Annotated in this window: 24 protein-coding genes; 18 read left to right on the forward strand and 6 right to left on the reverse strand. The window is 40.1% G+C overall.

Annotated elements, in window-relative coordinates:
* Positions 1-207: 207 nt before the first annotated feature.
* Positions 208-372 (forward strand): hypothetical protein, encoded by a 165-nt coding sequence (locus CJ483_RS24555; RefSeq protein WP_182917062.1) that lies wholly within the window; start codon positions 208-210, stop codon positions 370-372.
* A 16-nt stretch (positions 373-388) separates the two neighbouring features.
* Here the strand turns inward: CJ483_RS24555 and CJ483_RS14640 are convergent, their stop codons facing one another.
* A complete protein-coding gene (locus CJ483_RS14640) occupies positions 389-1,150 on the reverse strand; it encodes a protein kinase domain-containing protein (RefSeq protein ID WP_259455668.1) in 762 nt (253 codons plus the stop codon).
* A 318-nt stretch (positions 1,151-1,468) separates the two neighbouring features.
* On the opposite strand from CJ483_RS14640, the gene CJ483_RS14645 reads away from it, so the two are divergent.
* Entirely contained in the window at positions 1,469-1,906 is a 438-nt protein-coding gene (locus CJ483_RS14645) for a VOC family protein (protein WP_120035912.1), read from the forward strand.
* 285 nt (positions 1,907-2,191) lie between these two features.
* Complete coding sequence (gene abc-f / locus CJ483_RS14650; protein ID WP_120035913.1) at positions 2,192-3,823, forward strand: ribosomal protection-like ABC-F family protein; 1,632 nt, start codon at positions 2,192-2,194, stop codon at positions 3,821-3,823.
* A gap of 362 nt (positions 3,824-4,185) precedes the next feature.
* Here abc-f and CJ483_RS14655 read toward each other — a convergent pair whose 3' ends face one another.
* Complete coding sequence (locus CJ483_RS14655) at positions 4,186-4,677, reverse strand: hypothetical protein (protein WP_120035914.1); 492 nt, start codon at positions 4,675-4,677, stop codon at positions 4,186-4,188.
* 510 nt (positions 4,678-5,187) lie between these two features.
* Between CJ483_RS14655 and CJ483_RS14660 the strand changes: the two genes are divergently transcribed.
* The gene (locus CJ483_RS14660; protein WP_120038055.1) at positions 5,188-5,451 is read left to right on the forward strand and encodes a transcriptional regulator SplA domain-containing protein; all 264 of its coding nucleotides are present in this window, start codon (positions 5,188-5,190) and stop codon (positions 5,449-5,451) included.
* Positions 5,448-6,476, forward strand: a complete 1,029-nt coding sequence (gene splB / locus CJ483_RS14665; protein ID WP_120035915.1) for a spore photoproduct lyase — start codon at positions 5,448-5,450, stop codon at positions 6,474-6,476. Before CJ483_RS14660 ends, splB begins: the two co-directional genes overlap by 4 nt.
* Positions 6,477-6,588: 112 nt before the next feature.
* Here splB and sstT read toward each other — a convergent pair whose 3' ends face one another.
* Positions 6,589-7,827 carry a serine/threonine transporter SstT gene (gene sstT / locus CJ483_RS14670; RefSeq protein WP_120035916.1) on the reverse strand — a complete coding sequence of 413 codons (1,239 nt, stop codon included), beginning with the start codon at positions 7,825-7,827 and terminating at the stop codon, positions 6,589-6,591.
* 325 nt (positions 7,828-8,152) lie between these two features.
* Here sstT and CJ483_RS14675 point away from each other — a divergent pair, with 325 nt between their 5' ends.
* The 4 genes from CJ483_RS14675 (at position 8,153) to CJ483_RS14700 (ending at position 12,710) form a co-directional block, all read left to right on the forward strand.
* A complete protein-coding gene (locus CJ483_RS14675) occupies positions 8,153-8,677 on the forward strand; it encodes a DinB family protein (protein ID WP_120035917.1) in 525 nt (174 codons plus the stop codon).
* A 255-nt stretch (positions 8,678-8,932) separates the two neighbouring features.
* On the forward strand, positions 8,933-9,937 hold the full coding sequence (locus tag CJ483_RS14685) for a hypothetical protein (RefSeq protein WP_120035918.1): 1,005 nt from the start codon (positions 8,933-8,935) through the stop codon (positions 9,935-9,937).
* Positions 9,938-10,469: 532 nt separating this feature from the next.
* Complete coding sequence (locus CJ483_RS14695; protein ID WP_120035920.1) at positions 10,470-11,045, forward strand: DNA-3-methyladenine glycosylase I; 576 nt, start codon at positions 10,470-10,472, stop codon at positions 11,043-11,045.
* A 405-nt stretch (positions 11,046-11,450) separates the two neighbouring features.
* The gene (locus tag CJ483_RS14700; protein ID WP_120035921.1) at positions 11,451-12,710 is read left to right on the forward strand and encodes a cytochrome P450; all 1,260 of its coding nucleotides are present in this window, start codon (positions 11,451-11,453) and stop codon (positions 12,708-12,710) included.
* Between the two features lie 205 nt (positions 12,711-12,915).
* On the opposite strand, the gene CJ483_RS14705 is transcribed toward CJ483_RS14700, so the two are convergent.
* Entirely contained in the window at positions 12,916-13,806 is an 891-nt protein-coding gene (locus tag CJ483_RS14705) for a TauD/TfdA dioxygenase family protein (RefSeq protein WP_259455669.1), read from the reverse strand.
* 24 nt (positions 13,807-13,830) lie between these two features.
* Complete coding sequence (locus CJ483_RS14710) at positions 13,831-14,823, reverse strand: aliphatic sulfonate ABC transporter substrate-binding protein (RefSeq protein WP_120035923.1); 993 nt, start codon at positions 14,821-14,823, stop codon at positions 13,831-13,833.
* 400 nt (positions 14,824-15,223) lie between these two features.
* Here CJ483_RS14710 and CJ483_RS14715 point away from each other — a divergent pair, with 400 nt between their 5' ends.
* Positions 15,224-15,991 (forward strand): ABC transporter ATP-binding protein, encoded by a 768-nt coding sequence (locus tag CJ483_RS14715; protein WP_120035924.1) that lies wholly within the window; start codon positions 15,224-15,226, stop codon positions 15,989-15,991.
* A gap of 20 nt (positions 15,992-16,011) precedes the next feature.
* On the forward strand, positions 16,012-16,830 hold the full coding sequence (locus tag CJ483_RS14720) for an ABC transporter permease (RefSeq protein ID WP_120035925.1): 819 nt from the start codon (positions 16,012-16,014) through the stop codon (positions 16,828-16,830).
* 329 nt (positions 16,831-17,159) lie between these two features.
* Here CJ483_RS14720 and CJ483_RS14725 read toward each other — a convergent pair whose 3' ends face one another.
* On the reverse strand, positions 17,160-17,324 hold the full coding sequence (locus tag CJ483_RS14725; RefSeq protein ID WP_120035926.1) for a YezD family protein: 165 nt from the start codon (positions 17,322-17,324) through the stop codon (positions 17,160-17,162).
* Positions 17,325-17,852: 528 nt separating this feature from the next.
* On the opposite strand from CJ483_RS14725, the gene CJ483_RS14730 reads away from it, so the two are divergent.
* The 7 genes from CJ483_RS14730 to CJ483_RS14760 all read left to right on the forward strand — a co-directional run bounded on the left by CJ483_RS14730 (position 17,853) and on the right by CJ483_RS14760 (position 26,135).
* Entirely contained in the window at positions 17,853-18,866 is a 1,014-nt protein-coding gene (locus CJ483_RS14730; protein WP_120035927.1) for a S8 family peptidase, read from the forward strand.
* Between the two features lie 15 nt (positions 18,867-18,881).
* Positions 18,882-19,697, forward strand: coding sequence for a hypothetical protein (locus CJ483_RS14735; protein WP_120035928.1), 816 nt, complete (start codon positions 18,882-18,884; stop codon positions 19,695-19,697).
* A gap of 112 nt (positions 19,698-19,809) precedes the next feature.
* Positions 19,810-20,271 (forward strand): hypothetical protein, encoded by a 462-nt coding sequence (locus tag CJ483_RS14740; protein WP_120035929.1) that lies wholly within the window; start codon positions 19,810-19,812, stop codon positions 20,269-20,271.
* A 60-nt stretch (positions 20,272-20,331) separates the two neighbouring features.
* Positions 20,332-20,778: a hypothetical protein gene (locus CJ483_RS14745; RefSeq protein WP_120035930.1), complete on the forward strand. Its 447-nt coding sequence runs from the start codon at positions 20,332-20,334 to the stop codon at positions 20,776-20,778.
* Positions 20,779-20,959: 181 nt separating this feature from the next.
* Positions 20,960-21,658: an SDR family oxidoreductase gene (locus tag CJ483_RS14750; protein WP_120035931.1), complete on the forward strand. Its 699-nt coding sequence runs from the start codon at positions 20,960-20,962 to the stop codon at positions 21,656-21,658.
* Positions 21,659-21,967: 309 nt separating this feature from the next.
* Positions 21,968-24,352 (forward strand): M14 family metallopeptidase, encoded by a 2,385-nt coding sequence (locus tag CJ483_RS14755; RefSeq protein WP_120035932.1) that lies wholly within the window; start codon positions 21,968-21,970, stop codon positions 24,350-24,352.
* 262 nt (positions 24,353-24,614) lie between these two features.
* The gene (locus tag CJ483_RS14760; protein ID WP_120035933.1) at positions 24,615-26,135 is read left to right on the forward strand and encodes an MDR family MFS transporter; all 1,521 of its coding nucleotides are present in this window, start codon (positions 24,615-24,617) and stop codon (positions 26,133-26,135) included.
* Positions 26,136-26,173: the final 38 nt, after the last annotated feature.

Genomic DNA, 26,173 nt, shown 5'->3' on the forward strand with positions numbered 1-26,173 from the left:
ATACTTTAGGATTCATCAACATATAACAGTGAAGATCCCTGCTTCAAGCTGTTTAATTATTTCAAACATTGTCTGTGGAATAAAGGAGCAGTAGAAAAATCGGCTGTTAGGCATTCAGCCTTGTGCTAATGATTAAGTTTTCTGGGTAAACTGTGTTAGACTGGAAAATAAATAGCAAGCTTAAACTAAAATGGAAAGAGGTAAACAATGTTTAAAAAAATATTGAAGCAAATTAAGCATCTTTCCCAAGGAAGCAGCGAGCGAAGAAGTGGCTACTATCGCCGGGGCAGCAGTAGCAGCAGCCGACGGCATAAACGGTCACCGATGAGTGGAAGCAAATATTACAAGCGAAAGGGCCGGAGCAGCAGCTAACTTTCTCCCCCGGCCGTTAAGTGGCGTTTCCTTCCGCTTTAAGTGCCGCGCAAAGATCGGTTGAAATTTCACTAGTATTAGAGTAAGGCTCTTCAATACGTAATAGTCTCTTTAGCAGATAAACGGTTTCTGGTTCTAAAGAAAGTTCTTCTGTCCAAGGAAGAGCTTTTTTGTTTTTGGCAGAGTATGTTGTATAAAGCAAATATAACAATATTTCTCCTAAGTCATAGTAGTCCTGCTGTTGCAGTTCTTGCTTATTGAATGAAGAATTAAATGAGGTCTGAAGTGAGTCAGCTGCAGCTCCATGCTTTGATAAACCAAAATCGATCAAAAAAAGCTCCTGTTTGTTTAGCAAAATGTTTGGAATACGTAAATCTTGATGGTAAATGTTGTTCTGATGAAGGTAATCTATTAATCCAAGCAGTCGTGAGAGAAGGAGTAAAGACTCTTTCTCATTAAATGTTTTTTTGTTTAAAAAAATTTGGTCTTCCAGGTTATCCCCGTCAATAAGATTCATGGCATAAAACAAATAGTTATCATGTGTAAAAGCTTCAAATAGTGTTGGGATACTTCTATGGTTCAGCAAACGTAACACGGAAACTTCATTTTCAAACAATTCAATGTCTTTTTTGCTATGACGCTTGCTCGGACGAAGCTGTTTGATTACTTTATTGTCGTGTGTCTTTAGATCATGACAAAGATAAACGATTCCATAGCTTCCAGTTCCTATAACGCGGAAAATCTTATAGCGATCATGTAAGACTGTTCCTCTTTTCATCGGTTTGTCTGCAAAAAACTGATAAAGCTTCCGAATGGCACGCAAATCGAAACTCTCCTCCCTTCTATGGATTTTCATTCATGATTATTAATCGAAAAAGCCTCATGAAGATGTTTTTTTGTTGGAAACGGATCAAACTTTTATGATGCCGTTATCACAAGATATCATAATAAACCTAATGGATGATAACAAATAATTTACATTATGAGGGACGGTATTTAGCGCTATATTTTTCCAAGTGATTTATACTGTTCAATAGAGCATTCAAAATAAGGGCAGTATTGGCAGGCTAACATCTAAAACAATAGGGGAATGACAATGAGTGAGCAATGGACAGATGATTTACAAGTCTCCCAAGTACGTATGGCGAGACCGACGGATCAGTTATCGGAAATAGAGCGGTTTTATTGTGAAGGAGTCGGATTACACAAAATCGGTTCATTTACAGGACATCAGGGATATTCGGGTCTTATGCTAGGTTTGCCAAATGCCAGCTACCATTTGGAATTTACAGAGCATGTTAATGGCAGCCCATGTCCTGCTCCGACAAAAGATAATCTTCTTGTATTGTATATTCCGGATATAGAAAAGATCGAACGCATCAAAATAAGATTAGAACAAATGGGGTATCCAGAAGTTGAACCAGAGAATCCCTATTGGGCAGAAAAAGGGACAACTATTGAAGATCCGGATGGGTGGCGTGTTGTGCTCATGAATACAGAGGGATATAACTTTTCTATAGCCTTGCTATGCTAACATGATCGTACTCCATTTTCCTTTTTTAGACACTTATGCTACAATATCTTTACTAAAACATAGAAGGGATGATGGGTGGACGATGGACAAATAATCTTATTTTCAACATTTGAAATCGCATATTTCAAATCATACGAAATAGGATTAGTCTGCCCATTTTCTATATACTGTACAGCTATTTGAATCAAATAGCTTATTTGAGCAACGTAAAAATGCGACTAATCCTTCCAAATCAATTGGGAGGATTTTTTTGTCCTCCCTTTAAAAGAGAGAGGGATCAATTATATGAAAGAGCTATGTAAACTGCAGAATATTAACTTTGAACTAACGGATTTTATGGTTTTTGAAGGCGTAATTGCCAGCATCCAGCAAGGAGAGATCATCGGAGTTATTGGCAAAAATGGGGCTGGGAAATCTACTTTGCTGAGGATAATTAATAATGACTTGGTTCCGACGGCAGGACAGATCCGATGGCTGCAGCCGAACGTGAAAGTCGCTTTCGTTGAACAAGAACAAGAATCGTATTCCTTTGGAGAAGTGACCTCTTTAGAAGAGACCTTGCTAAAAAAATGGCAAGTACCAGCCCGCCATTTTTCGCAATTAAGCGGCGGAGAAAAGTTGAAAGCGCGATTGGCGAAGGGGCTTTCTGAAGATGCTCATCTTTTATTATTAGATGAACCAACTAATCATCTCGATGAACAAAGCACTGAGTTATTGATTGAGCAAGTGAAGAACTATAAAGGCACGATCATTTTCGTTTCCCATGATCGTTATTTTTTAGATGCGGTTGCCACAAAAATATGGTCGATTGAGGGGAAACAGCTAATTGAGCATAGAGGAAATTACACCAGCTATATGGACGCTCGCCAACAAAAAAGACTGACTCAGCAACGCGAATATGAAAAGCAGCAAAAAATGGTTGAGCGCATTGAATCACAAATGAAAGAACTCACTTCCTGGTCGAAAAAAGCCCATGCTCAATCGACGAAACAGGAAGGTTTCAAAGAGCACTATCGAGTAAAGGCAAAGCGGATGGATGCGCAAGTAAAATCAAAACAAAAGCGTCTTGAGAAAGAATTGGAAAAGGCCAAGGCAGAGCGGGTTGAACCAGAATATGAAGTGCACTTTTCAATGAAAGCGAGCAACAGGACAGGAAAGCGGTTTTTGGAAGTTAAAAACTTAACCAAGGCGTTTAGCGGACGTCCATTATTTGAAAATGCCAACTTTACCATTCAGCACGGGGAGAAGGTGGCAATTACAGGTCCAAATGGCAGCGGCAAAACGACTTTATTAAAAGTGATCGTTGGCGAGGAAACGGCAGAAGGAAAGGTGTGGGTTTCTCCTTCTGCCACCATTGGTTATTTAACACAGGAGGTCTTTGATTTACCACTTGAACAAACACCGGAACAGCTATTTTACCAGGAAACTTACGAAGCAAGAGGCCGGGTTCAAAATGTCATGAAGCATTTGGGATTCACAGCCTCTCAGTGGAAAGAACCCATTGAAAACATGAGCATGGGTGAGCGTGTAAAGTGCAAGCTGATGGCGTATATACTAGAAGAAAGAGACGTCTTAATTTTAGATGAGCCAACGAATCATCTTGACTTGCCTTCACGTGAACAGCTGGAAAGCACTTTAGCTCAATATGACGGCACCCTGCTTGTTGTTTCCCATGATCGCTACTTTCTTGAGAAAACGACAAGTAGTAAATTAGTCATAACAAATAACAGCATCCAAAAGCAATCGAAAGAAAATCCTAGAGAAAGAGATAATCGGGAAGAGTTGCGCCTAAAGCTGGAAACAGAAAGACAAGAAGTTTTAGGAAAGCTTAGCTTTATGACTCCAAACGATGAAGCATACAAGGAGCTTGATTTGAGATTTAAAGAGCTGACGAGGCAAATAAAGGAGCTTTCGTAAGGAGTAGAGTTCGCCTGCATAGATGTGTGAGAATTGTAAAGAGCTAATAAAGTTATGTAATTTTGGTATGAAGATATAAGAGCCTTGCTACATTTTATTGTGTAGTAAGGCTCTTTAAAGTTATTTACTTTTTATCCATCTAAGTATATTTGCGCTCAAAATCAATAATAAAGCCGTTTAATTCTTCTTCAACTAAAGCCCCCGATCGTATGATTAGATTAGCCAATATTATATTGGTTGTCCTTTTTGTTTAGGTCCTAGAATACTAATGGTAGCTGAGGTAGAACGCAAGCACCTGTAGGATTTAGACCTGACAGCTAAAAGATGCCAAAAAAGCCAGCTCGGCGCATTACCCATTAGTACTATTGTTCACCACGCCGGAAATCTTCCATCTGTTTCCGTACTATTGCTGGGGATTTTAGCAGGATATGTTCACCTTTATCATTGCAGGTGAAGATTCCTTTGAAAACTTCGGGCATGGCATCGTACTGTTTCTCTAACTGTTCATTAAATTTTTTGAAACAGTCATAAGGGTATTTTTCCAGCAGGTAGGGTATCAAAAAAGCTGATCGCAAGATTTCATATTCCTCATAATTATATGGTGTACTTTCAGGACGCTTTTTTAAGATTTCCAACATCTTGTTCATTAAAACGGCAACTTCTTCTTCGCTTGCAAAGGCAGCATATCCTCTAATGGCAGTAAGCCGCATATCCAAATATCGTTCTTTTTTATATGCTTTTAGAAAAAAGTCCTTTCCGTCCTCTGGCAAGTCAAATATCAATTGCTTTAATAAGGCATTACGTTTGGCAATATCCTTTGTATTAAAATATGTTTCCGTTTTTCCTTCGTCCATATATCTCATCTCCATTTACGGTTGGTGAGGTTACAACTTATTTTTTCGGAGCGATTTAGTTCAGATACGGTAAGGGAGGTTAATCGTTGCTGTGTTTCTGTTGCTTCGAGAACGTACCATTTCCCCTTTTTATACTTACTAGAACCTTTTGAAAACGATTATTTATTCTTTAAATATCAAATTATACCTCCCATGACTTTTATGTTTTATATATTCTTTTCGATAATAAGGTTATTAAGGCCTCTATTCTAGTTGTACTAAACTGCCCTGTTCGTCCAATAAAAATTAAACAACCTTAATGTCACTTAATAAGAATGGGTACTAAAACGATTCCTTCGCTATTTTGTTGAAATTTCTCTTTTTGGGAATGTAGATTAACAACGGATAGGCTGATTTCGTTATGATGTTGTTTTCCGTAATTAGGTAAACATAATTTACAGGAACTAAAGGCAAAATGATAATAACAAATTACTTAACTTATGGATGTTCATGGAAAGAAAAGGTGATGAAATGGAACTGTCCAACGAAAATCAGACATATCATGCTGGGGATATTGTCTATGTTTTCTATCGTAATCCACATACTCAGGATGTAGCCAATATACAGGCGGCAGCGGTCGTAAATGATCCTGACAATTCCAATGAATTAGCTCTGTTTTTATATGAAAATTATTATCCGCTGTCAAGTGAGATGGCTATTTATCCGACAGAAGAAGAGGCAAAGCAAGCTTACCATTACTATTATGGAATGGAATCAGAGGGGAGATTGGAATGAATAAACCATTTAACCCTAAGCTTGTATATTTTGAACCTGATGCATTGGAGTATCCATTAGGCAAACAGCTGAAAGAAAAATTCGAAAAGATGGATGTCGAAATTCGATATACGACCTCTCACAATCAAGTAAGAAATCTTCCAGGTGAAAATGACTTTCAAAGATACCGAGTGGCCAAGTCTACACTAGTCGTTGGGATTAGAAAAACCCTAAAATTTGATACATCCAAACCTTCTGCAGAGTATGCCATTCCTTTTGCGACAGGATGCATGGGGCATTGTCATTATTGTTATTTACAAACGACGATGGGAAGCAAGCCGTACATCCGCACATATGTAAATGTGGACGAAATATTGGAAGCTGCTGATACGTACATGGCAGAACGCGCTCCTGAAATCACAAGGTTTGAGGCATCTTGTACATCTGACATCGTGGGGATTGATTATTTGACCCATACATTAAAGCGGGCGATCGAGCATTTTGGAGAGTCGGAGTATGGGAAGTTAAGGTTTGTAACAAAATTTCACCATGTAGATCACTTGCTCGATGCGAAGCACAACGGAAAGACAAGGTTTCGCTTTAGTGTGAACGCCGATTACGTAGTCAAGAACTTTGAGCCGGGCACTTCTCCTCTAGAAAAGAGAATTGAAGCGGCAGGAAAAGTCGCAAGAGCTGGGTATCCACTTGGGTTTATCGTCGCTCCCATTTATCTTCATGAAGGATGGGAGGAAGGATACCTTCATATGTTTGAGCGCTTGGATGCCGAATTGCCGCCGGAAGCAAGGAAGGATTTGACGTTTGAGTTTATTCAGCATCGTTTTACAAAGCCAGCTAAAAGAGTCATTGAAAAAAACTATCCCATGACAAAATTAGAATTAGATGAAGAGAAAAGAAGGTATAAATGGGGAAAGTACGGAATTGGAAAATACATTTATCAAAAAGAAGAAGAAGAGGATATAAAAAATCATCTTTATTCCTATATGGAAAAGTTCTTCCCAGATGCAAAATTAGAATATTTTACGTAAAAGATGAATGGATTTTTTTGCAGGCAGGAAAGAACGACAAAAGGCAAGCGACTGTAGAAGTCTATATGAAAAGCAAAGGCCCCGGCTTCCTTGAAGCCAGGGCCTTGTTTTCTTAAGCTAGTTTTTTAATATTGATCTTTTGTCCTTGTTTGCGTCGCTCCCTGAATTCAGCTGTTGCTGTAAAGAGAACGTCTGTAGATGAGTTAAGGGCCGTTTCGAAAGAGTCCTGCAGAACCCCTACAATAAAGCCTACACCTACTACGGTCATTGCTACATCATTTGAAATGCCAAACAGGCTACATGCCAGTGGAATAAGCAGCAAGGAACCGCCGGCTACTCCTGAAGCACCACAAGCACATACAGCGGACAGTACGCTTAGAATAATAGCTGTAGGAATGTCCACTTGAATGCCCAGTGTGTGAACTGCGGCAAGCGTCAAAACAGAAATAGTAACAGCAGCACCAGCCATATTGATCGTTGCACCCAGAGGGATGGATACAGAATAAGTATCCTTGTCTAAATTTAATTTTTCACACAGTCTCATATTGACTGGAATGTTTGCTGCTGAGCTGCGCGTGAAGAAGGCGGTAATACCGCTTTCTCTTATACATTTAAATACGAGTGGATAGGGGTTTTGGCGTACAGCTAAAAATACAATGACGGGATTGATGACGAGAGCCACAAAAAGCATACAGCCAATTAAAACGGCAAGTAATCTTCCATAGCTGAGTAAAGCATCTACTCCGTTCGTCGTAATGGATTCAAAGACTAACCCCATAATTCCTAATGGGGCAAACTTAATAATCCATGTCACAATTTTAGATACGGCATCTGAAAAATTAGAAATCACTGTTTTGGTAGTGTCAGAGGCATGTTTTAACGCCACGCCTAGAAGAACAGCCCAGGATAATATGCCAATATAGTTAGCATTAGTAAGGGCATTTACTGGGTTATCCACCACATTCAACAGCAGCGTTTTTAGCACTTCAGAAACACCGCCGGGAGCTGCCAAGTCTTCTGTAGTCTTGGCTAGCGTTAAATTGACCGGGAATATAAAACTTACGATAACAGCGATAAGACCAGCTAAAAAAGTTCCCAAAAGATAAAGCACGATGATAGATTTCATATTTGTCTTTTGCCCGCTCTTATGCTGAGCGATCGCTGACATAACTAGAAATAACACTAATACAGGTGCAACGGCTTTCAAAGCACCTACAAATAATGAGCCTAAAATCACAACAGGTTTTGCTGCTTCTGGAATTGTTAGAGCTAGAACGATACCAACAATCAGCCCAATAATGATTTGTTTTACTAGACTCAATTGATTCCACTTCTTAAATTGATTTTTCATAGACATCTCCTCTAATGGTTTAAGAAAAACTGCTACATTCAGTAAAATGCATGGCTATCCATTGGAAAGAATGAACAATTGCGGTACCTAAATGAAATAAAGATCTGTCATTTTACATTTTTAGCAGAGTTCTGATCAGTAAAATTATAGTGAATATTTAGATTTATTACAATAGTATTTTAAGGAAATATTACTCATCTGAACATTTGTGTAAGATAGAGAAATAAATGAATACTAGATTAAGAGGAGAAGGGGAATAGGTAATGAGTAACGAGGAAGAGGAATAGGATTTGAAAAGGCGTAAGATTCATTGTAGGAGGCAAACATGAATTTTCAAATGGAAGAAGCGATTGAGATACTGGCGCGTACACCACATACGTTGGAGTGTTTTTTATCTGGTTTATCTAAAGACTGGTTACAGTGTAACGAAGGAGATGGAACGTGGAATGCTGGTGAAGTGGTGAAGCATCTCATTGAGGGAGAAAAAGAAAACTGGCTGCCAAGGCTGGAAATGATCCTTCAGGAAGGTGAAGCTGCCCCCTTTCCATCATTTGATCGTTTTTCACATTTAAATGAAGGTACTGAGAAGCCGATAGAACAAAGTTTGCTTGAATTTAAAAAGGTTAGAGCACAAAATCTGACCAAACTGAAGGCACTTATTGAGCCGGAATTGCACCTTGAATTAACGGGCATACATCCCGAATTCGGCAGAGTAAAGCTGAGGGAGTTACTCTCTGCCTGGGTGGTTCATGACTTGACGCATATTTCTCAAATTGTACGGGTCATGGCCGATAGATACAGAGGTGATGTCGGACCCTGGCAAGAATACTTGGGTATACTAAAAAAGTAATCTTAACAGGGGAAAAGTTATCTATAGAAAATAAAAAAGAGCCTACTTTTGACTGCTCTCTTGTCAAAGCAGGTTCGTTTAGTTGAAAAGCAAGAGTTTACATGCGGGAAGTTTGATGATTTGTATATGTATTCGTTATTGAAAGGTGATAAAACACAGTAATAATAAAAGAGCAATCGGATTATCAATTACTATCTTTATCTGTTCACGTGAATATAAAGACAGTAAATAAGCTTACAAAAGTGGAGGTAGAGCGTGTACGTTTTAAATATTGAAAATATGTTTTCTTTGTCAACAGAAGAAGTGGAGTATGAAGCGCGTGATAAAGAAATTGAACAGCAAAAACAGCAGCTATTTTATTATTTTTTGCGGCGGGCTGCCACATTGCGTGTACAAATGGACATTCATCACCGTGAACTTAAACGGTTGCTGCAAGCTCTTGATGCAAAAGGCGAAACGGCTAGGAAGAAAAAGATGGCCTATGGAAAATACGAACTAACAATTCAGTTATCACCGGTAGTCGTTGACGGTATTTTAAGATATGAAGAAGCTTTTACGCCTGCGTGTTCTCTTTGTTTTTTAGACCATCAAGGCAAAATCATGGCGCTGCTTGATCATGGTGTCATTTTCTATGAGTTGTCAGCTGATTTGCCGGACGTGAACTATATAGAAGTAGATAATGAACCTATTTATTTAGACATTTATCGTGATAATGATGCGGCTCTTATCGAAGTAAGGAATGCTGCGCATCCATTAGGCATTTGGAATTGGGCAGATGACTATACGAAGGCGACGGAAGAGACAGCAAAGGCATTAGCAAAAAAGCTATTTGATTATCCGTTTTATCTCCACTTTGAGGCATATGATGACATGAAGGAACAGTTGTTAAAGGAGTGGCAGCCGTATCAGATTCGGTATCAGGATTCCAAACGAACGGTTTTAACGATGACAGCTTTGAAAGTATACAGTGCGGAAGTACCGGCATTTTCATTGGCGATCTGTGATGAGGCAGCGCTTGAAAAAGTATTTAAGGAATTGTTTTATTTGCCAATCCAAAATGAAGCTTTTACCCTTTCACAATGCGAGCAGATGCATTATCAAAGAGGCTATCAATTTGTTGATTTAAAAGAAGATGAAGCCATCATTGCTTTTGCACATGACGCTCAAGGCTGTGTGGTATTTAGTAATAAGGCAAGTGTCAGTGAGCCTGCACACATTAAGCAATTCATACCGAATAGCTTGATTGTACAGGTGACTTAAATATATGCTTTCTAGATAAAGGTCGATGCTCAAAAAAGCAGTATCGACTCTTTCTTTGCCCGTAAGTAGAGACTAATACTTGATTTTCGCGGCTAAGAGATCGGAATTTAAAGTGTTTTCCATATAATGTATAATCGAAATAGGCGGGAGGGATATTATGGTTAAATCTATAAAGGGACAATTGATTCTATCAATATTAGTATCAATTGGATTTATGTACACAGTATTTTCATATATCGAATTCACGGAAGAGGGGCGGTTTTCCAAAATACTCTTTTACTTTGTGTTGATTTCATCCGTGTACAATACCGGTATGCTAACTGAAAAGTATCTTCAGCAAAGGAAAAAGAAATCTGTTTAATGAGCGGGATTTCCGATAACACCCTGTTATTTACACAGGATGTTATCTTTCAGTCAAGAATATGACAGCTTAGTTGTCCGAGGGAATATAAAGAAATGAGCGATCAAGTTAGAAAAGCTTTACTATCTTTCTAATAATGATTCAGTTGAAATATATAAGGATGGGGTACGAATGAGTAAACGATGTGCATGGGTAACAAAAGAACCGTTATACATTGAATATCATGATAAGGAATGGGGTGTACCAGTTTACGATGATAGATTACTGTTTGAAATGCTATGCCTGGAAGGGGCACAGGCGGGACTTAGCTGGTGGACCATTTTACAAAAAAGAGAAAATTACCGAAAAGCTTTTGATGATTTTGAAGCGGAAAAAATAGTCGATTATACAGACGAAAAATTGCAATCATTACTAGAAGACAAAGGAATTGTCCGAAACAAATTAAAAATCAAAAGCGTGGTAACGAATGCCGAGGCATTTTTGAGAATGAAAGAAGAGTACGGTTCATTTTCTAATTACATATGGGGATTCGTGGACCACCAGCCAGTCGTTAATTGGTGGAAAACAGCAAAAGAAGTCCCTGTTTCAAATGCCATCAGCGACAAGATGAGCAAACAGTTAAAGAAGGATGGATTTAAATTTGTGGGCAGCACCATTTGCTATTCGTATATGCAAGCGGTAGGAATGGTTAATGATCATACATTGGAGTGCTTTTGTCATCCATCTTATATGAGAACACTGTCTTAGGGGCTGGGTTTTATCTAGGAGCCGTATAGGTAGCGATGGTAGATAAAATGTAAATATTATTTTTAGAAGTTAGTTCATAAGAAATAACAAGTTGAAAGTCCCGGTTATTTTATAAAAAATCAACCATCTATGAAAAGAATATTTACCGATAGCCGTTGGCTATCGGTTTTATTTTACAATCGGTTTCTATCTGAATTAGAGCGAGACATAAAAATAATGAAATTTCATGAGCCTAATTTTATGTTTTCAGGATGGTAAGGATGAAGCATGGTTTCCAATAATTTATTATCCTATAATTTAATTGTAATGAATTTAAAGGAAATAGAGTTAATTTATGTAACGAGAGGCTTAAGGCGCTTGTAAGCCTTTTGTTATTATCTTTGCAAAGAAGGAGGATCTAGTTCGATGAAAGAAATTATTGCAGTAAAGGAAATCCCCTCGTTTAAGACGCGTTCGGACGAATTTAATCCATATGCCTGGTGCAAACAGATGCTGGAGAAAAATCCGGTAATGTACCATGAAGAAACCCATACGTGGAATGTCTTTAAATACGAGGATGTAAAGCGTGTGATTAGCGATTATGAACATTTTTCCAGTGCTCGCACTCGTACGACAATTGCTGTTGGGGTGGACAGCAAAGATGGATTTGCGCCTGACAAGACGAATCTCATTGATGCTGATCCACCGGAGCATAGAAAGCGTCGTTCGTTACTATCGGCAGCTTTTACACCTAGAAGTCTTAAAAACTGGGAACCTCGCATTCAAGAAATTGTAGATGAGCTCATTGCACAGTTAGGAACAGACACTGAAATTGAAATTGTCCAATCACTAACGAGCCAGCTTCCCATCATTATCATGTCTGACTTGATGGGCGTTCCCTCGAAAGACCGGTTACTGTTTAAGAAATGGGTAGATACTTTGTTTCTGCCTTTTAAAAAAGAAGAGCAAGAAGACATTAATAAAAAGAAACAGGTGGCCGCGAGGGAATATTATGAATATCTGTACCCTATTGTCGTGCAGAAAAGGCAACAGCCGGCAGATGATATTATATCTGATTTGCTAAAAGCAGAAGTGGATGGAGAGACCTTTACGGATGATGAAGTGATAAGGACGACGATGCTCATTTTGGGAGCGGGGATTGAAACAACAAGCCACCTGCTGGCTAATACGTTTTATTCTTTATTATATGACAACAATAAGGTCTACGAAGAACTGCATCATCATCCTGAACTGGTGCCGCAAGCAATAGAGGAGATGCTCAGATATCGTTTTCAATTATCTAAAATAGATCGCACGGTAAAGCAAGATAATAATCTGTTGGGAGTGAATCTGAAAAAAGGAGATGTGGTGGTTGCCTGGCTGAGCGCGGCGAATTTAGATGAAGAGATGTTTGAACATCCGTTTACAGTGGACATTCACCGGCCAAACAACAAGAAACATGTCACATTTGGAAACGGCCCGCATTTTTGTTTAGGAGCACCGCTTGCACGTCTGGAAGCAAAGGTTGCTCTCACCTCTTTTGTGAAGAAATATTCACGTATTGAGCCGATAGCTGATTTTCATTTAGAAGAACATTTAACCGATTCAGCTACTGGTCAAACACTGACCACTCTTCCATTTAAGGCATTTGTTCATAAGGATATGGCTGACCCTGTACAAAAATAGTAACGGGTTTACTTGTGGGGTGCAAAACAGCAAACCGCATGTAATATCTAACGATTAATCGTAGTTGTTTCATCTATACATTTACAGTATATTTCATAGAAAAAGGCTTAGAGAAAAATCTAAGCCTTTTTCTATATTTATGTTTACTTCTTACTTTTTTGCATTTCCTCGCTGGTTCCTGCGGCAGTTTTTGATGATTTCCTCGTTACTTTTTAGCAAGCAGCGTACTTGCTTTGTTCTCAAGGCTGACGGGAATGCTCTTTCCGACTGTTACGCGGCGGACTACCCGGTGATGGTCTTCGTAATCGGCGACAGCATAATGCTGAGTCGCTAAGTTATCCCAAATAACTACATCACCTTCTTGCCATTGCCAGCGCACGGTGTTTTCCAGCCTTGTTATATAAGATTGAAAGAGGCTGATCAACTTCTCGGATTCGCTCGTTGAGTAGCCGTCTATCTTTCCGGCAAAGCCCCCGAGCAGCAAATGTTTTTTGCCTGTTTCTTTATGAACGTGAACGACAGGGTGCTGTGTCTGATAAATAGTCGATTCAAAGACAGCACGGTATTTCTTGGCTTCATCATTTAATGAATGAGACCTGTTGAAATTGGCATAATCGAATTCATTCGTGTGAATCGCCCATAGCTGCTCTGCTAATGTTTTCAGCCCCTCGGGCAGGTCCTCATACGCTGAATTTGTATTTGCCCAGACAGTGTCTCCGCCCACTTGCGGGATCGTCACCCCTCTTAAAATAGAATAAGCTGGTACTTCCGGAACGAAAGTGACATCTGTATGCCAATGGTTCGCTTTGGCTCCTAAGCGGGAGTCTAACTCAAAGATATAATTTGTCTCGTCTTTCACTGGGACAGTCGGATGGGCATAAGGTTCGCCTAGCAGTCTGGCAAATGCCTCCTGGCTTTTATCATCCACATGATGCTGCCCTCTAAAAAAGATCACTTTGTATTCATCTAACGCTTTTTTGATTTCATTGAAAACAGCAGTATCCACATTTGCGCTTAATTGAACTCCTTGAATTTCTGCTCCAATTCTTCCTGCCGCCGGGACCACCTGAATTTGTTTTGTTGGAATAGTTGTCACGATAAACATACTCCTAAAAATTTTTTATTTTTTGAATGCCGCATTGATATATTTATTGTTTATATGATCTTTAAATTGAAATTCTCGTTTAATGTAGCCTACCTTTGCTAACGTTTTAATTGAATCTTGCTGGGCTTTAATTCCTTGTTCTGTATAGAACATATTTGGGGGTTCAGCGGTAATGATTTTCTTTACCATCTCAACCGGCAATTTTGTTTCTGCTGAATAGATTTCTGCTGCTTTATCGGGGTTTTCAATTTGCCAATCCGCCGCTTTTTTATAGATTTTTAAATAAGCTTCGACTATATCGGGGTGTTCTTTGCCAAAGTCTGTGCGGGCGATGATGCCGCCCGGGGCCAATATTTTCCCGTTTACTTTCAGTTCGATAGCTGTTCCTTTGTCGACGTTATTAGTGATATAGGGGTTCCATGTAGCCCATGCGTCTAATTGCTTTGTTTCAAAGGCCGCCTGGGCATCGTCCGGCTGCAGATTGATAATCTTCACATCATTTATGGATAAGCCGTGATTCTTCAAAGCCTTAATTAAATACACATGGCCCGTTGTTCCAGCAGCTACTCCGATTCTCTTTCCTTTTAAGTCCTCAATTTTCTCTACTTTTCCATTAGTCGGCACGATGATTCGTACGGCGGATTCTCCAGTTCCGGTTTGCCCAATTACTTCAAATGGAAGTTTTTTTTCGAGGCCAGCTATGAGCGCTCCGTCGCCAAGAAAAGATAAGTCAACTCGATTGGAAGCAAGTGATTCTAATAAAGGCGGTCCGCTCGGAAACTCACTCCATTTCACTTTGACATTATATTTGGCGAACTCTTCCTCGAACCAGCCTTTTTCTCTCCCGATAATGAGAGGGTTCAGACCGCCGTTAATGGCGACATTTACTTCGGTTGGTTCGTTTTTTTTCGTTAAGTTTGATCCTGAAGCTAAGCTGCATCCTAATAAGCTGGCGGCACTTACGATAAAAAACAGGACCGCTAACCAATAATTGCTATACTTCTTCATATACTCCCTCCTTTAATTTTTATTTAGCACATAGATTTACTTGGTTTACCGGCAAAAAAAGAGACCCAATAAAGAACATAAAAGGTTGTTCTTTATCGAATCTCTGGTCGTCCAGTCGGTTCACTTTTCATTTATTCAAATAGTCTCATGTGCTTGAATGCATAGTAACACCAGACAAATTAAACTGTCAATACTATATTTAATAATTCTTATAAGTTTAGTAAGAATTAATAGTTGATAATGTTTAAAATAAGTGATAAGTTAATAATCAAATATTCAAACAGCTGTTGTTTATACAGTATCCAACTGAATCCACTAGACAACTGGAGATTCAGCGAAAGGGCTTAATTGCCCCTTCGTTGAGTCTCCTATTTTATTTTAGAAAGGATGATGACTCATTATGGTGACTACGCTGGAAATTCATCGTGTCAGCAAAACGTTTCAAAATGAAAAGGAAAATGTCCGCGTTCTGGAGCATTTGACCCTTCCTGTTAAAAAAGGGGAGTTTGTAGCCGTTATTGGGCCGAGCGGATGTGGAAAGAGCACATTATTAAAGCTGATTGCCGGGCTGGATTCCGACTTTGAAGGCGACATCCTCGTAGAAGGAGAGAAAGTGAAAGGGCCTTCTAAAGACCGCGGGTTTATTTTTCAAGAGCACCGCTTGTTTCCCTGGTTGACTGCGGAGAAAAACATTGCAGGCAATCTGTCTCTTAAAGATCCGGATGTTCGCAACAGAGTAGGTGAGTTAGTTGAGCTCGTGAAGCTCACTGGATTCGAAAAGGCGTATCCCCGGCAATTGTCCGGAGGCATGTCCCAGCGCGTAGCCATCGCTCGCGCTTTGCTGCGCAATCCGAAAGTGCTTTTGCTGGATGAACCATTCGGCGCGCTGGACGCTTTTACCCGCACGCATCTGCAAGAAGCACTGCTGGAAATATGGAAGGCCAATCAGGCGACAATGGTCCTCGTAACGCATGATATTGATGAAGCGATCTTTCTGTCAACGAAGGTGGTAGTAATGGGAGCAAAGCCAGGACGGATTAAATCTGTCGTCCCCATTGATTTGCCTTATCCGCGAGGAGGGGCTTCGAAGTCATTTCAAGAATACAGAACTGTTATTTTAAAGCATTTGGATCATCAAGCTGCTGACATAGAAGACTGGAGTATTTAATAAAAGGGGAGAGCGATCATATGTCTACACACACAGTGGTACAAACTAAAAGCATGGTTATTAAAAAAGTAAAAGTAAAGAAGGGAGCGGTGATTTTCAGGGGAGCGGCTCTTCCGGCAATGGTCATCTTTTTGTGGCAGCTGCTCAGTTCGATGGGCCTTTTGCCGGCTCAGCTATTTTCCTCGCCCTTCCTGATTATCAGCCGTTTTATTGAATTGATTCGGTCGGGAGAAATAGCTGTTCATTTACAAATTAGTTTAACCCGCGCTTTTCTTGGCTTCGCTTTAGGCAGCTTTTTGGGCTTGCTCATAGGCATCATTGTCGGGATGAACAAAAAATCAGAACAATATTTGAACCCAAGTATCCAAATGTTACGAACCATTCCTTTGCTCGTTATCACGCCTCTGTTCATTATGTGGTTTGGTTTCGGCGAGTTATCGAAAGTGTTGCTTATTGCATTAGGGGCCTTTTTCCCTTTGTATTTACAAACCTTTTTAGGTATCCGTAATGTGGATAAAAAGTTATACGACGTGGCTCAAATCCTGGAGTACAGCCGTTTGGAGAAAGTAACGAAGCTGATGATTCCTGCTTCGTTGCCTAACATTTTGCTTGGCATCCGTTTGGCTTTGAGCACTGCATGGATGTGCTTAGTTGTTGCTGAGTTGTTAGGGGCGGATAAAGGAGTTGGCTTTATGATTCAGGATGCCCGTTCCTTTATGCAGACAGATACTGTGTTTGTAGGGATCATCATCTTTGCTTTAGCCGGCAAACTATCCGATTCACTTGTCAGGCTGCTGGAGAATCGTTTGCTGAAATGGCAGGATAGCTTTAAAGCTTAATGAAACAGTGAGAAGGAACACTACACAAGCTGCGCGAATCATTGCGCAGCTCAGGCTGTAGATAAACTCAATGACATTCGAATTGAACGGGGACTGTTGCTTTCTATTCCAGACGTTTCGCTTTCCGCGGGGCGGGCGGTGAGCCCGCAGGAGTCTTCGCGTTCTCCATTCGAATCAACAGGGTTTGCAAAGTGAGGGTAGGTGTACGACTATATGAACTTGGAGAGGCTATCTTTCTCTCGAATGGCTTTAAAGCTAACGAACAACCAAGAGGGGTTCGGAATGAGACGATTCCGAACCCCTTTTAGTTTTCATGTATTTACGAAAAATTATTTTTTACTGGTTGATTTCTTGTTAGTGGTGAAGCGATTTTTCTCTATGCTATCAATTTGAGTAATCTGACCATCATGTATAGTAATAACTAAAGAGCCATATTTAATATTTGTTAACATTTTTAAGATATAATTGATTTTTTCCTCTTCAATGTTTTCCATACATTTATCCCCTTGCACTTTTAATCCACTAGGAGTGCTTGTTTCCCAATAAGAAGATTTCTTTTACTACTGTATGTAGGCGTTCGCATGGCTACAACAACATAAAGAGTATGTGTCAAAAAAAGCTAACATAACAGAAAAACTCCTTTCTTTTTATAAAAAGATAGTTTTTTCTTAATTATTTAATAATAATTTTATTATTCCGATAAGTCAAGTTGGTTTTAAGGGTTGAGAATCATTTTTTCTTCAATAACGAAAAATCATTCTTGCTAAAAATCAATAAAAGAATCATAAAGATCGATCATGATTTTCTAATTATCAACGCTAGAAAGCAATTGATTTTCTAGGAAAGAAGTAGCTTTTGCAAGGTAGGTGAAACGTCTAGCAAATCAATAAATTTAAGAATGATCTGTGAGAAGATCGTATGATTTATCATTATTTTCCTTATTTTATCTTGAAAGTAAATAAATGTATATGCTATCTTTGTGTGGATTTTAAGAGGTTGATATTTATGGTGTATAGACCTATTTGAGGATAACTAAATTCAGAGTACTGAATGGAGAGATTGATATAAAGAGGTTATTCATTTTAACAGCGTTAATTCTTACTGTAGTAGCAGCCTATTATTTCATCTCAAAATGTAGTATGAAAAGTACCGGCTCAGAGGAATTAGTTGCGATTTCTAAGGCAGACAGGGAGGATCTTGATGTATCCAAACGAGAGTACTCAAGCTGGGCTTATAGGGCATTACTGGACGATTTTACGTTTAGGAAGGACATAAATTACCAATTGAAAATCGCAATTTTAGATAGCGGTATCGATGGCAACCATCCGGATTTAGCTGGCCGGATCAAGAAGGAATATAACGCCATTGACAATCATAACAGCGTAAAAGATGAGTTTGGTCATGGAACAGCTGTCGCTGGAATTATAGCAGCTAACCACAATGATAAAGGGATTAAAGGAATCAATCCGTTAGCGGCTATTTATTCAGTAAAAGTATCAAATGGTAAGGGGGTGAGTGAGGTTGCTTCACTAGTAAGAGGGATTGAATGGTGCATTAAAGAAAAGGTTCACATCATGAATATTAGCCTGGGCCTGTCCCGTAATAGTGAAGAGTTAAAGAGAGCTATAAATAAAGCGATCAAAGCAGGCATAGTAGTAGTGGCGGCCGCGGGGAACAATTATATGACTTGGACGGACTATCCCGCCCAGTATCCTAAAGTGATCTCTGTAAATGCAGTAAAACATGATTATGCTGTGGATGAAACTTATGCCGGGTATGGGAAAATAGATGTCGCGGCTCCAGGGGAAGCAATTTTAACAACCGTTCCTGGAGGCGGCTATAAAGTTTTCTCAGGCACCTCTATTGCTACAGCATACATAACAGGGATGGTGTCTTTAATCATGTCGGAGAATGAAGCTAAATTAAGGTCAATGGAAGGCGAGTCAAGGGTGGATGAAACCTTGTCTTTGTTAAAACGCAAAGCGATCCCGCTCGGAGAGGAGAAATCTTACGGAATGGGCTTCGTAAAATACTGATTGGAGGAATAAACAGTGAAAAAAGCCGGCAGTTTATTATTGATTATTGTATTCACGTTCTTCAGTGTATTCTGCTCTTCAGTAAATGCCCCTCATGCAGCAACAAATGATGAATTACAAGTTCAAAAATTAAAGAAGAAAGGCTTTAAAAACCCTAAGTTTTATAAAGATGCTAAGAAAACTCAATTTAAAGCACAAAAGAAACACAATAATAAAGAGTACGACATCATTGCCACTATGGAAGATAGCACAAAAAATGTGGTCCTTGAAGTGGAAAATGAGGGGAAGAGCAAGCCGGAAGTGTACCAGGTAGATATTCATGAAGCAGATGGTGACTTATTAGTAGCTACCTTTACAGACAAAGCTACCGGAAAGAAATATGAAGTGGATAATACAAAAGCGAAATCGAATTTTGCTTTTGTCATTCCTATAGGTATTGTGATAGGAGAAGCTCTTGTTGCCCATCTCTTAGCAGCGTCACTAGCCATTGTTGTAGCAGGGGTAACGTATGTAGCCGCTACTGAAGTTGCTTCTAAATTAAGAAAAAATAAGCGCTATGATCATTATGCTGCCAGTCTGAACAAAGCAAAGACAGCAATGTATATCGGACCTTCTTTAACTTACAATCAGGCAAAGTCCAAATTAAAAAAGGGAGATGTGTGGTCCATCTCTAAAAGTTTAGCAAGAAAGGTAGCCCAAGGTGCGGGAGGAAACCGAGTTCCTATTGGCCCGGAAATCCATAATAAAGATAAAAATGGAAAGGTGAAAAGCGGGAAATATTATTATCACTACCACACCTACAATAGAGCTGGCGGACACTCCTTTTATTAAAATATTATTGTATGAACGTTAAAATGCCGTCATCACATTGTATGATAAATATGATGTGATGACTTTTCTTATTAATCGAAAACTTTCAATTTTATGGGAAAGGGGCTTTTTTATGAGGGATGATTATGGTGTTTACCAGGATGTATTGAACAAGTACAAAAAATCAGGAACCGTTAAAAATTATACCTTGTCGGAGATCGTCCACATTTTAAAAAATGAATTTGGCATGATGGAATTTGATAAGAAAGAAGTGTCAGATTTGAAAAAGGATGAATTCGTCAACTTCAAGCAAATTCAATGCTGTTTGTACACAGAAGATAAAGAGATGTTAAAAAGGCTTCGCATTGAGCAAGATGATGATCTAGAAGAACCAGAAAGAGATTTATATAGAAACGAAAAGGAATTTGCACGGGCAGTCATGTATTACAAAATACAAAAAGGTGAACGAATGAACATTATTCTGGAAGGAAAAAAAGATTGCCTGACAAATTATACAGTACAGGGAGAGTCAGAATATATTTATAGACTCTTATATATACTTAGAGGGGCAGAGGAAGAAGAGCTTCAACTCTAATGGATAGATGATCATGCCGTCGTACTTTTTGGAATAATAGCTAGGAGCCAGGTGAATGAAATGACACAATTCTACTATCTTTCTGCTAAGCGGCCTTTAGATACAGGGACATTTGGCGAAGTGAAGAAGCTTTCTAAAAAAGGAAACTATGTATTCGAAACTACGGTGGATGAAGCATCCATCACAATTAAAAAGCTGGAAGACGGTGCTGTCTCGAATTTATCTTATCCTTATCAATATGAGGTACTGACACATTTAGGCGACTTTGGTGTGAATAAGGATCATATAAATGAATGGGACAGAAAATGTCTACAAACTTTATTAAATTACTTGAAAACCGCCATTAATCAAAGTTTTGTACTGGAATTTTATACGGCATGGGCGGGAGAAGAAGAACAAAGCTTAGAAAAAGAACGGGAAATAACGATCGATGAGTTGACTGGTCCCGATCAATTAAAGCTGAGAAATAGAGAAAAGCTAATCGTATATCGTCAAAAATATTATTAATTGAGCAAAAGAAACGGTGCAGTTCGAAAATAGTTTTTACTAACTATTGAGCTGCCGTTTATTTTTGTCTTTGTCATGACGGGTTTCACTTTTTCTGCTCTCCCTGCGGATGTCTATTCATTTCTTCTTCTATTATGACGTGATACACTTTTTATAAAGGGAAACAAAGGAGGAATGACAAATGGGTCAATTACAAGGAAAAACAGCTATTGTAACAGGGGCAAGCAGTGGAATTGGTTTGGCGATTGCGAAAGAACTAGCGGGTGAAGGGGCCAATGTCGTCTTGGCCGCTCGCCGGATAGAAAAGTTGCAAGATCTGGAAAACGAAATTAATCAAAGCGAGAGTGCAAAAGCCCTAGCTATTCAAACAGATGTAACTAATACAGAGGATGTCCAGCAGCTAATTCAGAAAGCTCAAGAAACATTTGGACAGGTAGATATTTTGGTGAACAATGCCGGCCAAATGCTTGCGTCAACTATACGGTCAGGGGAAGTAGAAGAATGGGACCGAATGATTGATGTCAACATTAAAGGCGTACTTTATGGAATCAATGCGGCATTGCCGTCCATGCTTGAACAGATGAGCGGTCATATTATAAATATTGCCTCAGTTTCTGGTCTGGAAGTAACTAAAATGAGCACCGTTTACAGTGCAACAAAATTTGCTGTCCGTGCCATTTCTACGGGGCTGGAAAAAGAACTTGCCAGGACGGGCGTTCGTGTGACTAACATTTCCCCTGGTATGGTAGATACACCTCTAAGCCGCAGTGGAAATGACCGAAAAAAATTAGAGGCGGCTGATATCGCACGAGCCGTCGTATATGCAGTCACTCAACCTGATTATGTAAATGTCAATGAAATCACAGTTCGACCTGTCTAGAAACACTTGCTGAAAAGGCGCCTCCCGCTCGTCCAGCTTTTATTCTTTAGCGCTGACATACCTCTTCTTTTATGTGAAACCGCCCTTGCTATAAGGGCGGTTTTTATTGTGAAAATAACTGAAAAAACAGCCAGGCTCTTGTTGGATAAAGAAGTATTTCTCTGTCGGAAGGGAAGGGATTACAAAGGGTTTTGTCTATAACTTTTCTGATAGCACTGACAAGAACTGCCAAACTATCTGTTTTTCCCTTCCTATACTAAAAAAAGAGGAATCTGTTACCGGGTTCTATTTTATTTGGGAGGTTTTTGTATGAGAAAGCTGAGAGCATTTTCGAAAATCTTTGCGCCGATCTGTGTCAGTGCATTGCTTCTCACCGGCTTTAACGGCAGTCCGGCAGCAGCGTCGACTGTAGTCAATCCACCAATCGCAGAAGAGAAGGCTACATTGGTCACTATTTATTTGAAGGACAAAAAGTCGCTAGACAAGCTTGTTAATGAAGGGTTTGATCTGGTCGAGCATGTACATGAACAGAACGGAAAGCTCGAAATAGACGCTGTTGTGACTGACAGAGAACTGCAACAGTTAAAGGAGAAAGGCTATCAGGTTGAAACAGTAACGACTCAGGAACAAGTACAGAATATTTTAATCCAGCGCCAGCAAAAGGTGGAAGAGGAAGCAAAACTAACTGCAGCGGCAGATGAGATTAAGATTTTGAGAGCCAACTATTTTGAAAGCCAAAAAGAAACGTTTCTGTACATAGAAGCCAAATCTAACGCAGGAACGGTAGCAAGTGTCATATTGAACGCTTCCTGGAAAGAGAAAGGAACGAGCCAAACGGCTACTTTGCAGAAAGTTGAGGATGCAGGAGCTTACCTGTACCATTCTTTGCTTATTCCTGTTGAGAAAGTCCCGAATGAAGTAACGGTAACAAGCAATCAGGGCGGAAAAACAGCTAAAAAAGTGACAGAATGGGTCGGCGGCGGTAAGCCAGATAAGCGGAACAAGCATTATGTTTCGGACTTTGTAGACCATTATATGAATCCGACGGAAGTGACCGATAGAATTGAAGCGCTAGCGAAAGAATTTCCGAAGCTTGCAGAAGTTGTAGAAATGCCGAATAAGACGAACGGGTATCGCAGAAAAGCGCAAAATATTGCCGGCAAAAAAGAAAATCATTCGTCTATCGTCATTTCTTCAAAGGTATGGGGCCATGAGGGTGGAAATGATGTAATGATAGAACTGGCTAAGCCGAGTGAGAAAGGGGCTCCTTTAAAAGTAACGGTCGATGGCTCGAAAGTAAATGTTTCGTTGGCGACCGACGAGAGTGGACAAGCAATCAGCACGGGCAATCAAGTAAAAGAAGCGATTAATCAAACTGCTGGGTCCCTTGTGACAGCAAGCAAAGCCTATCAATCTACTGGAAATGGTGTGATTGCTCCACAGACTATAAGATTAACAGACAGTTTAAATGCGCCAGCTACTGTTTCAAGAGATCCATTCGCAATGAAGGCCCTCCGTATCGGAAAACAGCGTGATGGTTCGAAACTGGGAGTTCTAGCCTACTCACAGGAGCATGCCCGTGAATGGGTGACACCGCTTGTCTCAGTGGAAACGGCTGAGCGTTTGCTTCGCAACTATGCCACAGACAAAGAAACGCGAAACCTGGTAGACAACCTCGACATTTTTATTGTTCCAACCGTAAATCCGGATGGCGGCCACTATTCATTTTATGATTACAATATGCAACGCAAAAATATGACTAATTATTGTGAAGGCACGGAATATGGTGATCCGTCGATCAGAAATTCATGGGGCGTGGATCTGAACCGCAACCATGAAATAGGGTCCGTCTACGATGGATATAGTGGAGCCTCGACTTCATGTACCAGTGGATCATTTGCTGGACCGGAGGAAGTATCTGAGCCGGAAGCTAAAAACTTAATATGGTTAGCCGATCAAAATGCCAACATTAAATTTGCGATGAATATTCATAGTTACGGCGGCTATTTCATGTGGCCTCCGGGTGCCTATAAGGCGGAAGGGCGTGAAACACTTCCAAGACCAACAGCCGGCCAGGAAGCTTATTTCTGGGCTGCCTCCAATACCATCCTTGATGAAATCAAAAATCACCGCGGAACAGTCATTCTTCCGAGCAGAACGGGCCCGGTGCCGGATGTGCTCTATTCTGCAGCTGGAAACTCTGCCGATGCTTTATGGTATAAAAAAGGGATCTATGCATGGGATTTTGAAGTGGGAGCTGATTTGTATGATGCAGCGACAGGAAAATGGCAGCCAGTCGGGTTCCAACCGGAGTTTAAGGAAGGGCATGAAGAAGCAATGGAATTTTCTAACGGATTAATTGGCATGCTGAAAGTAGCCAATGACTATCAAAAAGACAAGAAAGCCCCTGCTTCTAAGTTGGTAAAGAAAAAAGCAACTAACGGATTTGAAGTGGAGTTTACAACGAGCGAACCAGCGACTGTGTACTATACGTTAGACGGCAGCAGGCCAACCTTCCAGTCCCCGACGATCAATTTAAGAGGGATTCGTGAAGCAGATGGGGAAAAGCTCTCTATCACAAAGTCGACCGTTATCAACTGGTTCTCTATGGATGCTTCCGGAAACATAGAAAAAAACTATCATCCGGACACAAATCCTAAAAAGTATAATTCTGAAGTGATTAAAATTAAATGATCTAAATGAGCGATTGGGAAGTCCTGCTTCGGGAAGCAAGACTTTTTCTTTCTGCACAATAATATAATGAGTTGTTCAATCATTAGAAGAGAAGAATTCATTATGTAAATGGCTGGATGATTCAAGAACAAGCTAAAAGGCATAGGGGCAGCGGGGAAGGGTCATAGCGCCCTGTTATAAAGGAAAAATAGATGAGGATTTCTCTTTCTATATGTCATTTTAATGGTACAATATCATTCAAAACAATGGTTGGGGGAGTAGTATGGTTAATGAAAACAGCAATTTGAAGTTTGTTGTGACGGGGCTTCTTCTTGGCATTTTGATGGCTGCCATGGATAATACGATTGTGGCGACCGCCATGGGAACGATCGTGGCTGATCTAGGCGGCTTTGAGAAGTTTGTCTGGGTCACTTCCGCCTATATGGTGACCGTTATGGCGGGGATGCCCATTTTCGGGAAGCTGTCTGATATGTATGGCCGCAAACGCTTTTTTATTTTTGGCCTGGCCATATTTTTGATTGGTTCAGCGTTGTGCGGAATTGCACAGACTATGAATCAACTAATTATTTACCGAGCAATTCAAGGGGTTGGCGGCGGCGCTTTAATGCCGATTGCTTTTACGATTGTATTTGATATTTTTCCGCCAGAGAAACGCGGAAAGATGACGGGGCTGCTTGGTGCTGTATTTGGTACATCCAGTGTGTTAGGGCCGCTTTTAGGTGCCTACATTACAGACTGGCTTAGCTGGCATTGGGTATTTTATATTAATGTTCCTATCGGTATGGTTTCTGTATTTTTAATTATTAAGTATTATCACGAATCGACACAGCATCAGAAGCAGCGCATTGACTGGGCAGGTGCCATTACACTTGTGGCTGCTGTTGTCTGTCTGATGTTCGCTTTGGAGCTTGGTGGCAAAGAATATCCATGGGACTCAGCGCAAATTCTTAGTTTGTTTGCCGGCTTTGTTATCTTTTTTGGCGCTTTTTTGTGGGCGGAAACAAAGGCAGAAGAGCCGATTATTTCTTTCTGGATGTTCAAGCGGCGCCTGTTTGCCACTTCGCAAATTCTCGCTTTCTTGTACGGTTCGACCTTTATTATATTAGCCGTCTTTATCCCTATCTTCGTGCAAGCAGTGTATGGCGGTTCAGCTAAAAATGCGGGCTTAATTTTAACGCCGATGATGCTCGGATCTGTCGCTGGCAGTGCTATGGGTGGGATTTTTCAAACAAAAACCAGCTATAGAAATTTAATGGTTATTTCAGTGATTTCTTATTTTATCGGCATGTTCTTACTTGGGAATATGACGCCTGAAACAGCGCGCTGGATGTTGACGATTTATATGATTATTGCCGGCTTTGGAATGGGCTTTTCTTTTTCTTTGCTTCCATCCGCCTCTATTCATAATCTCGATGCGCGTTACCGGGGTTCAGCCAATTCAACGAATTCTTTCTTGCGCTCGCTCGGCATGACACTCGGAGTGACAATCTTTGGGATTATGCAGCAAAACATCTTTACAGACAAATTGCAGTCCGCCTTTAAGGGAATGAGTGGAAATGGCCCAGGCATGGAGATGAATGATCCTCAGCGGTTGTTTGAGGCCGGACAGCGTGCCAAAATTCCGGACTTTATTCTAGATAAAGTGGTTCTTGCCATGTCCGATTCAATTACGGCTATCTTTTTGTTTGCCCTTATCCCGATTGTTCTGTCTGCACTAGCCATCCTATTTATGGGAAATGAGCGGGTGCGAATCAATCAGAAAGTTGAAAAAGCGGAGAATTAATGATCAATCCCGGACAGCTGTCCGGGGTTTTTTATTAT

The organism is Bacillus sp. PK3_68 (assembly GCF_003600835.1).
Classification (GTDB): Bacteria; Bacillota; Bacilli; order Bacillales; family Domibacillaceae; genus Pseudobacillus.

Coding starts and splice junctions, on each gene's coding strand:
- CJ483_RS14755 (WP_120035932.1), top strand. CDS start 21,968: ATGAGAAAGCTGAGAGCATTTTCGAAAATCTTTGCGCCGATCTGTGTC.
- CJ483_RS24555 (WP_182917062.1), top strand. CDS start 208: ATGTTTAAAAAAATATTGAAGCAAATTAAGCATCTTTCCCAAGGAAGC.
- sstT (WP_120035916.1), bottom strand. CDS start 7,827: ATGAAAAATCAATTTAAGAAGTGGAATCAATTGAGTCTAGTAAAACAA.
- abc-f (WP_120035913.1), top strand. CDS start 2,192: ATGAAAGAGCTATGTAAACTGCAGAATATTAACTTTGAACTAACGGAT.
- CJ483_RS14720 (WP_120035925.1), top strand. CDS start 16,012: ATGTCTACACACACAGTGGTACAAACTAAAAGCATGGTTATTAAAAAA.
- CJ483_RS14675 (WP_120035917.1), top strand. CDS start 8,153: ATGAATTTTCAAATGGAAGAAGCGATTGAGATACTGGCGCGTACACCA.
- CJ483_RS14710 (WP_120035923.1), bottom strand. CDS start 14,823: ATGAAGAAGTATAGCAATTATTGGTTAGCGGTCCTGTTTTTTATCGTA.
- CJ483_RS14740 (WP_120035929.1), top strand. CDS start 19,810: ATGAGGGATGATTATGGTGTTTACCAGGATGTATTGAACAAGTACAAA.
- CJ483_RS14655 (WP_120035914.1), bottom strand. CDS start 4,677: ATGGACGAAGGAAAAACGGAAACATATTTTAATACAAAGGATATTGCC.
- CJ483_RS14640 (WP_259455668.1), bottom strand. CDS start 1,150: ATGAAAAGAGGAACAGTCTTACATGATCGCTATAAGATTTTCCGCGTT.
- CJ483_RS14660 (WP_120038055.1), top strand. CDS start 5,188: ATGGAACTGTCCAACGAAAATCAGACATATCATGCTGGGGATATTGTC.
- splB (WP_120035915.1), top strand. CDS start 5,448: ATGAATAAACCATTTAACCCTAAGCTTGTATATTTTGAACCTGATGCA.
- CJ483_RS14645 (WP_120035912.1), top strand. CDS start 1,469: ATGAGTGAGCAATGGACAGATGATTTACAAGTCTCCCAAGTACGTATG.
- CJ483_RS14750 (WP_120035931.1), top strand. CDS start 20,960: ATGGGTCAATTACAAGGAAAAACAGCTATTGTAACAGGGGCAAGCAGT.
- CJ483_RS14745 (WP_120035930.1), top strand. CDS start 20,332: ATGACACAATTCTACTATCTTTCTGCTAAGCGGCCTTTAGATACAGGG.
- CJ483_RS14725 (WP_120035926.1), bottom strand. CDS start 17,324: ATGGAAAACATTGAAGAGGAAAAAATCAATTATATCTTAAAAATGTTA.
- CJ483_RS14715 (WP_120035924.1), top strand. CDS start 15,224: ATGGTGACTACGCTGGAAATTCATCGTGTCAGCAAAACGTTTCAAAAT.
- CJ483_RS14695 (WP_120035920.1), top strand. CDS start 10,470: ATGAGTAAACGATGTGCATGGGTAACAAAAGAACCGTTATACATTGAA.
- CJ483_RS14760 (WP_120035933.1), top strand. CDS start 24,615: ATGGTTAATGAAAACAGCAATTTGAAGTTTGTTGTGACGGGGCTTCTT.
- CJ483_RS14700 (WP_120035921.1), top strand. CDS start 11,451: ATGAAAGAAATTATTGCAGTAAAGGAAATCCCCTCGTTTAAGACGCGT.